The 12,574-nt window shown below is 65.9% G+C and carries 10 protein-coding genes; 1 reads left to right on the plus strand and 9 read right to left on the minus strand.

The window, feature by feature from the left end; all coding sequences use genetic code 11:
- Positions 1–12: 12 nt before the first annotated feature.
- Complete coding sequence (locus ACYVRU_RS02790; RefSeq protein WP_302148495.1) at positions 13–2,412, minus strand: bifunctional serine/threonine protein kinase/MFS transporter; 2,400 nt, start codon at positions 2,410–2,412, stop codon at positions 13–15.
- A gap of 382 nt (positions 2,413–2,794) precedes the next feature.
- On the opposite strand from ACYVRU_RS02790, the gene ACYVRU_RS02795 reads away from it, so the two are divergent.
- Positions 2,795–3,631, plus strand: a complete 837-nt coding sequence (locus tag ACYVRU_RS02795) for a deoxyribonuclease IV (RefSeq protein WP_114540126.1) — start codon at positions 2,795–2,797, stop codon at positions 3,629–3,631.
- A 98-nt stretch (positions 3,632–3,729) separates the two neighbouring features.
- Here ACYVRU_RS02795 and ACYVRU_RS02800 read toward each other — a convergent pair whose 3' ends face one another.
- From ACYVRU_RS02800 to ACYVRU_RS02835, 8 genes are all read right to left on the minus strand, one after another.
- Complete coding sequence (locus ACYVRU_RS02800; RefSeq protein WP_237974211.1) at positions 3,730–4,545, minus strand: hypothetical protein; 816 nt, start codon at positions 4,543–4,545, stop codon at positions 3,730–3,732.
- Positions 4,546–4,652: 107 nt separating this feature from the next.
- Positions 4,653–6,110, minus strand: coding sequence for a GAF domain-containing sensor histidine kinase (locus tag ACYVRU_RS02805; RefSeq protein ID WP_173114650.1), 1,458 nt, complete (start codon positions 6,108–6,110; stop codon positions 4,653–4,655).
- Between the two features lie 69 nt (positions 6,111–6,179).
- Positions 6,180–7,040 carry a sulfite exporter TauE/SafE family protein gene (locus tag ACYVRU_RS02810; RefSeq protein WP_461185731.1) on the minus strand — a complete coding sequence of 287 codons (861 nt, stop codon included), beginning with the start codon at positions 7,038–7,040 and terminating at the stop codon, positions 6,180–6,182.
- Positions 7,041–7,053: 13 nt separating this feature from the next.
- The gene (locus ACYVRU_RS02815; RefSeq protein WP_114540124.1) at positions 7,054–8,496 is read right to left on the minus strand and encodes a glycosyltransferase; all 1,443 of its coding nucleotides are present in this window, start codon (positions 8,494–8,496) and stop codon (positions 7,054–7,056) included.
- Between the two features lie 155 nt (positions 8,497–8,651).
- On the minus strand, positions 8,652–9,668 hold the full coding sequence (gene rsgA / locus ACYVRU_RS02820) for a ribosome small subunit-dependent GTPase A (RefSeq protein WP_114540123.1): 1,017 nt from the start codon (positions 9,666–9,668) through the stop codon (positions 8,652–8,654).
- Positions 9,668–10,540, minus strand: a complete 873-nt coding sequence (locus ACYVRU_RS02825; protein ID WP_461185696.1) for a hypothetical protein — start codon at positions 10,538–10,540, stop codon at positions 9,668–9,670. The genes rsgA and ACYVRU_RS02825 overlap by 1 nt, the downstream gene beginning before the upstream one ends.
- A complete protein-coding gene (locus ACYVRU_RS02830) occupies positions 10,537–12,057 on the minus strand; it encodes a TrkH family potassium uptake protein (RefSeq protein ID WP_302012562.1) in 1,521 nt (506 codons plus the stop codon). The genes ACYVRU_RS02825 and ACYVRU_RS02830 overlap by 4 nt, the downstream gene beginning before the upstream one ends.
- Before the next feature lie 11 nt (positions 12,058–12,068).
- A complete protein-coding gene (locus ACYVRU_RS02835; protein ID WP_256156164.1) occupies positions 12,069–12,200 on the minus strand; it encodes a hypothetical protein in 132 nt (43 codons plus the stop codon).
- Positions 12,201–12,574 lie beyond the last annotated feature (374 nt).

Below are 12,574 nucleotides of genomic sequence, written 5' to 3' on the forward strand. Positions count from 1 at the left end.
CAGGGAAGTGGCCTACTTCTCTTCTTCCACATACCATTCTTCTTCGGCCCAGCGGGCGCGATCGGGGATGCTCATGACCGCGGCCAGGATGCCGAGAACGCCGGGCACCAGCGCTCCGAGCAGTGCCGCCGGAGCGGGTAGCCACGAGCCGCCGAAGGAAGCGAGATGGGCCGCCGCGCACGCACCGAACATGAGCACCACGGCAGCCACCACCGAACCGGCGATGTCGAAGGCACGGGTGCCGCGCACGCACAAGAGGCTGTAAAGGCCCGCAGCGGCGATCCAGCTTGCGCCCACGACCCAGGTGGCCGGCTGCGACGCCACCGCCAGGCACCCTGCCGCCGGGTTGCTCGAGAAGCCGAGGTGCATGACCGCGTCCCAGTTCATGATGTCGACCGAGCCGCAGCCGGCCATGATGAGGGCACTCGCGAAGGCGAAGGCCGCCGTAATGACCGATTGCAGCACCGGCAGCAGCACGCCGCACGTCACCGGCGAGGCCGCCGCGAAACCCACGGAGCCGAGCAGCGGCTGCATGAGCGCCGAGACCGCCTGGGCGGTGCCGCGGCGGCCCACGAAATACCACCACGCGCCCGTAGCCGCGGTGAGCAGCACCGCCGGCACCCAGGCGCCCGCGCCGGCAAGCCCCACCACAAAGGCTCCGTAGCCGAACAGGACGCCGATGGAAGGCCTGATGGCAGCCACTAAAGCACATACGGCGATCACCACCCCGTAGGCAATGGGGGCATCGGTGGCGAGCCCCATGGCAGAACCCGGAGTGAGGTGCAGGTTCGCCATGCCCGCCGCCGCCAGCAACGCCACGGCCGCAGCGGTCACGATACGGCCCGCAATGGCGGCGCCGCGCAGCCCCAGGCGGTCGACGAGCGGGGGCAGGGGCTCCCAAGCACGCTCCGGCTCCTCGGCAGCCGGCTCTTCCATCTTCCCATTCACGATGTCGGCGAGCACCCGCTTGCCCTTCTTGGCATTGCCCAGATAGGGCGAAAGCGCGGCCGCAAAGGCGGCCACATCCTCGTAGCGCTCGTCCATGTCGGGATCGAGAGCGGCGAACATGACCTCGTCGGCCTCAGCGTCCAGCTCGTCCCAGCACAGCGACGGCAGCACGAGCTCCGCCTCTTCGATGGCCTCCTCCGCCGCGTCCAGATCATCGGCGAAAAACGGGTTCGAGCCGGTGAGCATCTCGTAGGTGAGGCTCGCCAGGGCCCACTCGTCGGTGCGCACATCGAGCGGCTCCTGACGCATCTGCTCCAAGGGCATGTAGCCGATGGTGCCGCCGCCCGTGGTGCCCGATCCCGTAGCGTCCATGAGGGCGGCCAGGCCGAAATCGGCCACTTTGGCCTGGCCCTTGCCGTTCACGATGACGTTTTCCGGCTTGATATCCAGATGCAGGGTGTGCTCGCCGTGGGCCACCTCCAGGGCATGGGAGACGGCCGAAAACACGGCGGCCACCACATCCAGCGTGATATCGTCGTCCACCTCGTCGATGATTTGCGCGAGCGTCTTGCCCTCGACGTATTCCATGATCACGTAGGCACTGCTGCCCTCCACGGCGCAGTCGTACACGGTGACGATATTCGTATCGGACAGCTTCGCGACAGAGCGAGCCTCTTCCAGGCCGGGGATGTGCTCGAACAGATCCAGCTCGTCTTCGGCGTCGGGTTCGGGCTCTTCGACGATGACCCGCGAGGCGCGCACGCCGCGCAGATGGCGCACGTCCACCGATTCGGCATCGGGGGTGGCCCCGGTAGCATCGGGCGCCTCTTCCACCACAGTCTGCGGCTCATAGAGCACCTCGGGGGCGTGGCGCGTCTTGCGGCTCACCCGACCCGTGAGGCGCGCCGGCCCGCGCCGCCGACCGGCGAAGTCGGTCGTGGAGGCGTTCCAGGGAATGAGGGAGTCCTCCCACTCCCCTTCGCCTTCCACGTCTTCTTCGGCGGCGGCATCGTCCCACTCTTCCCAGGGCGGCACCTCCTCGGAGGCGACACGCCGTGAAGCAGCCGCCGTCGCGGATCGGCGCCGACGGCGCTCGTCGCGGGCCGCCAGGAAATCGGGGTCGGCGGGGAAGGCGGCCGCCGACGAGCTGCCAGCAGGATCGCCCGCGGTGGCACCCATGCCTGCACCGGCGGCCGAGACTGCACCCGGGCCCGCATTCCGACCAGCGACCCCCGTCTCGGCGCCCGATGCCCCTGCTTCTACCTCTTCCAAATCCGCCGCCATGCGCGCCTCGAGAGCCTCGAGGCGAGCAGCGGCCAGCTCGTCTTCGGAAAGCTCGATGCACTTGATAGCCACATCGCGCTTGAGATGCGTGTCGAAAGCGTGCACCACCGTGCCGTAACCGCCGGAGCCGGCCTGGTCGATGACGCGATAGCGATCGAGTATGAGGGGGGATCGTGCCATAGGGGCAAAACCTCTCTTGGGTACGTTTCAGGAGTGTTTTCGAGGTGTGGCCATTCTACCATTGAGACATCGCCCATGCGATGGCGGTTTCGCGGGAAGCGCACCGCAGGGGACGGGCGCGCCAGAGCTCCAACCTGGCAACTGGGAAGCCTTGTCACCGCCAGGAGCCCCAAGCACGACAAACTTTTTTCCATTTTTGGTCAAAAAGTCGAGTTGTGAGTTTTTGAAGCGCTCCAAATCGCTCTTAATTCAACGGAATCTTGAACAAATGCCCGCACTGCACCGACTCAAGGGCATCTGAACTATGATTTTTGGCCAGGACAAGACTCATAACTCGATTTTTTGACCAAGTTTTTAGAAATCTTTGTCGAAAGGACCCATCATGCTGACCATTGGCTGCCATCTCTCGAAGCGCCGCGGCTATCTGGAGATGGCCAAAGAGGCGGCGTCCATCAACGCAAACACGTTCCAGTACTTCACGCGCAGCCCGCGCGGCAGCGAGCAGGCGGCCCTCGACGAGAAGGACGTCGCCGCCTATCTTGCCTTCGCGAAGGAGCATGGCATCCACGACGCGCTGGCCTACGCCCCCTACGATGCCGACCCGGCCACGGACAAGATGAACGAGCGTGACTTCGCCCTCATGGTGTACTCAGAGGATCTGGCGCGCCTGGCTGAGGTGGACGGCTCGCTGTACCTCATCCGCCCGGGCAGCCGTCTGAACATCAGCGTGGAAGAGGGGCTGGCCGACGTGGCCGACGCCCTGAACAAGATCATCACGCCATCCATGAAGACTTGCGTGCTGCTGGACACCATGGCCGGCGAGGGCACCCAAGTGGGTACGAGCTTCGAGCAGCTGGCCGCGATCATTGCCAAGGTGGAGCACCCAGAGCACGTGGGCGTGTGCTTCGATTGCGCCGGCGTGTGGGCCGAAGGCTACGACATCGTAGGCGACCTCGATGGCGTGCTGGAAGAGTTCGACCGTACCATCGGCCTGAACAAGCTGAAGGCCGTGCACCTGAACGACGCCACCCATGAGCGCGGCAGCCACGTCGATCGCCACGCGCGCATCGGCGAAGGCAAGATCGGCTTCGACGCCCTAGCGGCCCTCGTGAACCATCCCAAGCTGGCCGGCGTGCCGTTCTATCTGGAAGAGCCCGATTCAACGCTCGTCATCTACGAGCGCGACGTCGCTCGATTCCAGGAGGCCTACAAGGGGTAGAAGCCCAGCACGTCAGTTGCATCACGAAAAGGCCAGCGCCGAAAGCATCCTCGGCGCTGGCCTTTTGAGTTTGGGAAAGTGGCGCAGCGGGAAGACCGCTAGCGCGCGTGGCGGGCGCGAGCGCCGGAAGGCGCACCGTAAGCCGGCTGCACCGGCGCGAAGCCCTGGGCCTGGGCGGGAACGCCCGCAGCAGGACGGCCGGCTGCGGCGGGGTGCGCAGAAGCTGCTGCCGCGCGGGCCGGGGTCGACCCGAAAGAGCGCTGGGCCGCGGCGGCCTCCTGGGCGCGACGGGCCTGGCGAGCCTCCAGTTCGGCAGCCGCGCGGGCCGCGAAGGCGCGCTCCGCCTCGCGGCGAGCCTTGCGTGACATCTTGCGATCGGGCACCACAATGGGTTGCTGCACGGCCGGGCCGCCCTGCACCCAGGCATCCACCTCCGACTGCGCCGGCATCGGGATGCTGCTGGGCGTCCAGCCGCTGCCGGCCGGGGCGGGCCGGGGCGCACGGCCTCGAGGCGCTGCGCCCGAAGGAACGGCCGCGGAGGCCGGAACGGCGTTTCGCGGAGGCACGGAAGCGCCAGCGGGGACGCCCATTGGCATCGGAGCCGCCGCCCCTCGCGGCGGCATGGGCGCACCAGCCGAAGCGGCAGCGACGGCCGACGCTGGAGCCGGGGCCGGAGCAGGAGCCGGCGCTGCCGCCCTCCCCCGGTTACCGTAGCTGCGGGCCGCGTTGGCGCGGCGCCCGATGACCATTTGCAGCTCGGCCACCTTGCGGCGCTCAGTTTCCAAGCCATCGGCCATGCCGCGCATGCGGCGGTCGAGGGTCGTGATCCACAGACACAGGGCGAGCACGGCCACCGCCAACACACCGAGGCCTACAGCCACCAGGCCAAACGGCGAAGATAGAAACTCAAACACGGGCGCGCCCTTCCCCATAAAAGATAACAACCAATGAATGGGATGATATACGACTGCGCCCCTATTGTCGATACGAAAATAGGCGATTTACCTGCTGGGAGCGGCCTTTATTCCGACACCTGGGCCACAAGCTCGGCCAGCTCGGCCACCGTGGCGTTGTTGCGCGCCGTCTTCTCCGCGCTTTGCGCCGCCCCCTCGGCCGCCGCGGGCGCCCCCGCCGACGCCGATGCAGCCGAGGACGTCGGCGCCTTGGCGCAGCCGGGGCAGCGCAGGGTTACCTGGGTGCCCTCCCCCAGCACGCTCGTGTACACCATCTGCGCATCGGGGCCGAAGAAGCCGATCATGCGGTCATGCACGTTCTTCACGGCAATGCCGAGGCCGGTGGACGACTCCACCTGGGTGATGTTCGCGCAGGTCTCCTCGGACATGCCCACGCCGTCGTCGCTCACCACGATGACCACGTCGTCGCCGTCGGCATCGGCCTTCACCGTGATGGTCAGTTTTCCTTCCGAGGGCATCGCGTGCTTGATGGCGTTCTCCACGAGCGGCTGCACCAGAAACGGCGGCACCATCATGTCCAGCAGCGCGGGGCTCGTGTCCACTTCGAAGGCGAGGCGCGCGTCGCCAAAACGGGCCAGCTCGAAGTTGAAGTAGCGCTGCACCTGGTCAAGCTCGCGGGCGAGCGAGATACGCTCGGTGGAGTCCTCCAAAGTGCGCCGGTAGAACACGGCGAACTCCCGCAGCAGAGTGCGAGCCTTCATGGGGTCGGTGCGGATAAACGAGGCAATGGTGTTGATGGTGTTGAACAAAAAATGGGGGTTGATCTGCGTCTGCAGCATCTTCAACTCCATGGAGGTGGCCAACTTGCGCTGGGTCTCCATTTCCACGGCGGCCATTTGGGTGGCGAGCAACTGGGCGAAGCCGTGGGCGATGGAGCGCTGGGTTTCGGTGATTTTGCGTGGATCGCGGTAGTAGAACTTGAGCGTTCCCTCCACTCGGCCGCCGACGAACAGCGGCTCCACGATGGCGGCCTTGATGCGGCTCTGCTCAACGGGAATAGGCAGGCCGATCTCCTCGGGCGCCAGCAGCACAAGTGTTTTCCCTTGGCGAATGCACTCGTGGGTGGCGCTCGTGCGGATGGCGATGCCCGCCGGGTTGTGGGCCTCCTGGTAGCCCGCGTAGCCGAGCACGTTCTCGCAGTTGGTGAGGGCGACCGCGATGGCCGAGGTGTTCGGCAGCAAAAGCTCGCACACCTCCTGGGAGGCCTCCTCGGTAAGCCCGTCGCCCATGGCGTCGATCATGGAGGAGGCCAGCTGCAGCATGGCATCGGACTGCAAGGCGCGCACGGAATCGGGATCCATCATGAGCCGAATGACCATGACGATGGAAACGGTGAACACGGCCCCGGCCGCAATGAGCACAGGGACAGGGAACGCCGGCTGCGAGAACGTCCACACGAGCGTGATGCCCGCCAGGGCGGCAATGGTGGCCGCGAGCATTTCCTGGTTGAACTTGGGCACCCCGATGCCCCGCGTGGAAACCGTGCCCGATTCGCGCTTCGCCATAATCGTACCCCCTGATTGCATCAGCTATTGACGCCAGTATAACAAACTCGAGAATGCCGCGGAAACGACCTAGCCCCAAACCCCCAGCTGGTTGACGACGAGCAGAACGGCGGCCACCACGAGGAAGCCGGCGAACAGAAAGCGCAGCTGGCGCTCGGGCACCTTCGGGATGAGCTTGGCGCCCAAGGCCGCGCCGGGGATGGAACCGCAAGCCACAGCGATACCGGCAACCCAGTTGATGTTGCCGAGAACCGCCTGGGTGATGGTGCCGGGCACGGCGAGGATCATGACGGCGATAAGGGACGTGCCCGAGGTGAGCTTCATGGGAACATGCAGGACGGACATCATGAGCGGCACCATGATGAAGCCGCCGCCCACACCCACATACCCGGAAGCGAGCCCAGCGAACAGGCCGATGACAGCACCGATGGCGGCCTCACGCCAACCGATCGTCGGGGCCTCCGCATGCGCCCGTTCGATGGCGGCGGCACGATCCTCGGCAGCAGCTTCCTTTGCCGCCGCATCCGCGGCACCGGCCCCAGCGCCCCGAGGTACCTTCGGAGCCTTCAGCGCTTTGCGGAACATCGTAACGGAAGAGTAGGCGATGATGAGCGCCGCCGCTCCCATGACGGCCCAGTCCGGCGAGAGAGTGGCGAGCCACACCCCTAAAGGCGACAGGCAGGCGCCCCCGAGGCCCGCGGCCACGCCGAGCTTCGGCAGGCACGTCTTGTTGCGAATATGGGAAATCGCGCCCGAAACCGACGTCGGGATAATCGTGAACAGCGAGGTGGCCGTGCACATGAGCGAGTCCATGGCATAGCCGAGCTTGAACGCCGGCACGAGCAGCATGCCGCCGCCGATGCCAAGCAGTCCTGCCAAAACGCCAACCGCAAGACCGACGACCAGTGACACGAGGAACAGCGGAACCATCGCTTCCACGACGCTAGTCCTCCATATCCAGACGGATCTGGGTGGTCATGCCGGCGTCGATGTTCGTGCGCGGCACGGGCCGGGGCGCCGGAACGCTCGCGGGGGCCGGGGCGCTCGCGCGGGCCGCGGCTGCCGCAGGAGTCACACCAGCAGCCTCGCCTGCGACGACCTCCGCCGCGACGTCCGCGGCAGCCGGGGCGCCCGTCGAGACGTTCGCGGCCGCCGGAGCCGGGACCGGGGCCGCGGCCGCCACATCCTGGGCGCGCAGCATGGCCGAGCGCACCAGGGCCTCGGAGAGCAGCTGGTCGCTTTCCAGACGATTCATGGCCTCGGGCCAGACGTACTGGAACTCGAAGTACTTCGCGCAGTTGGCCTCGGCGTAGGCCGAAGCCGCACCCGTGGCGGCCTTGGCGGCCAGGCGGTAGGCCTTCTTGTCGGGGCGTCCGAAGCTGCGCATCCATGCCGTAAGCCGAATGCGGCGCAGAAGGCCCGGCTCCAAAAACGGCCCCGGGTAGGGCTCGAGCGAGGCCGGCTTCACCTGCTGAAGGTCGATGAGCGCCCGGGAGTATTCCAGCTTGCGGTACTCGTAGAGCCACCGGAAGATGTCCTGGCGGAAACGCGTGCCCTCGCTTGCGGTGCGCGGGGGCAGGTGACGCAGCACCCACTGGTTGTCGAACCAGATATCCGAGCCGTACATGCGCAGGTCGAGCATGTAGTCCAAATCCTCGCCGCGGGTGATCCACGGGTCAAAGGCGAGGCGCCGGAACGCCTCCTTGTGGACGGCCAAGCAGCCGCCGCACACATGGTTCGAGCGCGACAAACGCGGGCCGCGCATGGCCTTGGTGATCCACTCGTTGAAGGCGCGGCCCTGCTGCCAGAAGCGGTTGTACCACTTGTCCTCCCATTTCGAGAGGTAGGAGTCTTGGTCGTTCAAATAGTACCCCGTCTTCGCCACGATGGGCACGCCCTGGCGCGTGAGCTTCCCGAGGCCGTACATGGCCTTTTCCAGGAATTTCGGGTCGTCGACCACCTCGTCGTCGTCCAAGAACACCACGGCGTCGAAGCCGAGCACGTTGGCCACGAGCAGGCCCAAATTGCGGATGGCGCCGTAGCCTTGAAGGCCGATCTCTTTGGAGAGGCGCTCGATGTTCTGCTGGGCCATGCGCTGCTCGATAAGCGCCAGCTCTGCCGCGCCGATGACGAGCGTGGTCACATCCGGATGGCGGTTGGCGATGGCCTGCACCTTCTCGGCCGCCTGCACTTCCAAAGACACGTCGGCGGACACGAGGATGACCACGAGTCCCAGGCCCTCCACCTTCGCCAGCGACTCCAGGCAGCGGCCGAGCTCCCCTTCTTGGTTGGGGGCGGTGGGGTGGTCGTAGGTGCTCACCACATCGGCCCCTCCGCGGTGGCGGCGGGGGTAGATGAACGTGGGAATGACGACGACGGGGTTCATGGAGGTCCTTTCGAGTTCAGTCGAAGAGTGTTACATCATTTTAGCGCGTTCGCATCCAGCGGCAATCTCGGTAGGCAAAATGTCATGAACGGAACGAGCCGGCACGGCGAAGACCACCCCGCCCATACACGGGGTATTGTCGCAGTCGCGCCCTGTTATCGCCGGCGTCGTCCGCCCTTGGGCGCACCGGCGCGGCGGCGCTTGGTATCGCTCACTTTCTCCTTGTTCATGCGGCGCGCCTCCTCGCGACGATCGCGCATGGCGGCCATCTCCTGTTGAAGGGCCTGGTAGGACGCGTAGCGCTCCGGTGTCAGCTCACTGGATTCCACAGCCGCGCGCACGGCGCAGCCCGGCTCCTCGTGGTGGGTGCAGTCGCGGAAGCGGCACTGCGCGGCCAGCGCCTCCACATCGGGAAAAGCCGCGCCGATGCCCTCTTCGGCGTCCCACAGTCCCAAGCCCCGCACGCCCGGCATATCCACGATGCGGCCGGCGCCGGGCACCTCCACAATCTCGCGGCTCACCGTGGTGTGGCGGCCCTTGCCATCCCCCTCGCGAACTGCGCCGACGCTTAAGACCTCGGCGCCCACCAGCATGTTCACCAGGCTGGACTTCCCCACCCCCGAGCGCCCGATGAGCACCGTGGTGGTGCCCGGCGCCAGAAGCGCGCGCACGGCCTCCACCGATGCCGGGTCGTCCTCGGACACGACGAGCACATCGGCCGCGGGAGCAGCCAGAGCCTGCACGGCCTCCACGGTGGCCCGGGTGGCCGCGTCGTCGGCCAGATCGGCCTTGGTGAGCACGACGGTCACCTCGGCCCCCGTCTCGAAGGCCAGTACCAGCTCGCGCTCGAGGCGCCGCAGGTTCACCTCGCCCACGGGCTGGGCCACGATGACCCGCTCGAAGTTGGCGGCGAGCACCTGGGGCACGGCGCGCTCGGTGGGATCCTTGCGCACGAACTCGCGGGTGCGCGGCGCTATGGCCTCGATGACGCCCTTATCGTGCGCCGGGGGCACCGCCACTTCCACGACGTCCCCGATAACGGCCCGTCGGCGCTCCCCCTTCACCAGGGCCGTCGCGTGCTCGCAGCGCAGAAGCTCGCCGTCTTCCAAGCGCACGAGCGGGTACCCCCGATCGAGCTTCACCACTTCGCCGCGATAGCGCGCCTCGGCCATCAGCGCTGCCCCTCCCTCATCTGGTGGAACACGATGAGCATGATGAAACCGATGGCGACCAGCATAAGCCCCGGCAGAAACGCGCCGATGTCAAAAGGCTGCTCGGTGACCGACCCCTTTTCCACGAAGGTGACCGCGTCGGCGTGCAGGTCGGTCAGCCCCTCGTGCTCCGGGCAGATCAGATGGAAGGTGCCGCGCACCTGCAGCGTCGTGCCCTTGCGGCCGTAGGCTCCGTAGGTATCGATGACCTCGGTGGACTCCGTGTCCATGAACACGGGGATTTCGGAGTGAGCCCTATCGGAGCCCTGCAGGACGATCCAGCTGTACCCGGGATCGAACTCGGCGCGAATGCGGTCTCCAATGACCTCGCCCGTCACCTGCACCGTCTGGTTGTTCAGGTAGGAATCGGCCTCCTGCAAAGCGGAGATGGAGGTATCGTAGATGAAAGAGCTGTCGGGCTTTTGCTGGGGGTTCACGAGGTTATCCTCGCTCACGTCCTCGCCGAAGACTGGGTCGGGAAGCTTCGGGCGCGCGGGCTTGTCGACGGTCTGGCCGTCCTCGCCATCGGCCCCGTTTTCGCCCTCGGTCGCGCCGCCGCTCGCACCTTCGCCCTCGGCGCCTCCGCCTTGCACCGCGCCGCCGTCCGCGCCTTCGCTTCCAGCGCCTTCGCTTCCAGCGCCTTCGTTCCCAGCGCCTTCGCCGGCCTCTACGACGCCCGTGTCGTCCGTCGGCACATCCTCGTTGGTCCCACCGGCATCAGAGGAAGCCGTCGTGGCGCCGTTGGCAGCCCCCGTCGCCCAAGCCACAGGGCCCGGCGCGGCCAGAACCGCCGCGAGCGCGATCGCCAGAAGCGCGATACCCCGCCGCCTCATGAGCGCTCCTTCGGTCGAGGCCGCGGCACCAGGGAGGCCACCACTTCCACAATAAGGGCGAACAGCGTCATGAACTCCAAGCGTCCGGCCCACATCTGGAAGATGTAGAACAGCTCGAGAGTTCCCGCCATGCCGGGCCCCGCCACCGACGTGATGATGCCGCCGTTGGACGTCATGGCCACCGACTCGAAGATTGCGGGAATGGCCTCGAACCCGTGTGCAATGCCCACCAGCGCGCCGATAACGTAGGTGATCACGTACAGGATGAACACCGTCATGGCCTCTTTCACAATTTCCGGCGTCAAGGTGCGCCTGCCCACGTGATTGTAGGAAACGACGACGCGAGCCGAATCCGGTGCCAGCGTCTCCTTCACGTTCGACACGATGGACTTGAAGATGATGCCCATGCGCGAGAACTTGATGCCGCCGGCCGTAGAGCCGGAAGCACCGCCAACGGCCATGATGAACGCCAGGGTGAGGAAGGCGCCATTGCTGAAAGCGGTGGTGATCTGGTTGGTGGTGACCACCTGAAAGCCCGTCGTGGTGAACGCCGAGATGATCATGAACAGGCCGCGGCGCAAAAGGGCGAGCATGTCATCGAAGGGCGACAGGGCAAGGGTGGCCGTGAAGACGAAGGCCATGACCCCGATCCAAAGCACCATCGTCTTCGTCTCGATGTCGCGGAAAAACGGGAGCGGACGTCCCTTCCACACCTCGGCGTGAATGACAAAGCTGATGGAGCCCAAAATCATGAGCACCATGAGAATCGCCTCAAGGGGGAAGGAATGGTAGTACATGATGGAAAGCTGCATGGGCGTGAAACCGCCGGTCACGAACCCGGAGGTAGACACCCACAGCGCGTTCAGGAAGGCGCGGGTGGGCTCCATACCCATGAGCAGACACAACGCCGTGATGATCACCGTGGCGACAGAAACGATGACCAGGGTAATACGAGCAATGAACTGGGTGGTCTGCACCACGTTGGGCACCACGTGCTCGCTGCGGCCTTCCGACGAAAACAGCGACGCGCCGCCGCCGCGGCCGAAAAGCCCGAAGGACAACGCCACCACGATAAGGCCGAGACCGCCCAGGGCATGCATAGCGAAGCGGAACATGTTGTCGGCGTAGGAGAGGTGATCCAAATCGACGATGAGCGAGGCGCCCGTGGTGGTCAGGCCGGAGACGCCATCGAAGACGGCATCGAGGTAGGTCATGTAATGCCCCGAGAAGTACAGAGGGAACGAGGCGAACAGCGCGAGAACAACCCAGGCGAAACCGGTCACCGCCAGCGCCTGACGGCGATCGAGGCGTCCGGGTTCGATGCGCAGAAAACGCAGACTGCAGCCCGCGACCATGGTGATGCCGATTGCCGCGAGGTAGCGCGCCGCCGGCTCCCATTCCTGAAAGACCAGCGCCGTCGCCAAGGGAAGGGCCATGAGCGCGGCGAAGAACAACAGGAGCGTTCCCAGGTAGTGCCCGATAACGCGCAAGTCGTAGGGGGTGAATCGCTGCCACATAGTCCTTGCCCCTAACCGAGCACGATGCGCGTGAGCGCCATAAGCACCCACAGGCCGATAATGAAGCAGACAATGAACAGCAGCACGAGCACGATGGCCGCCGCCGGCGAGGTGGGCTTGACCTCGGGAACCCTGCGCGCCATGGCCTAGCGCCCCACTTTCGTGCGTGCGGAAGCATCCGCAAGGGCGGCCACTGGGGCGGGTGCGGATGCGAGCCCAAAAGCGGGTGCGGATGCGAGCCCGCAAGCGGGTGCGAAGCGCGAGCAACGATGGGCGGAAGCGCTTTGGCGATCGCGCGGATATGTCAGCGATTTCGTCATGGGCGTATTCTAGTACAATGAGCCATGCGGGTCACCAACGGTAACCCGCACGGCATGATAAACGGAGGATACCGGCCCAGAACACGCGGGCTTGAAACTCTTTGCCGACCGGAGGTGCGGGACGCCCTGATTCGCTCAGACAGTCCTCGCTCTGCAGAACAGGACATTCAGTCCTGTTCTGTTCGCTGCGGAACTTG

The sequence above is a fragment of the Adlercreutzia sp. CNCM I-6216 genome (assembly GCF_977113345.1).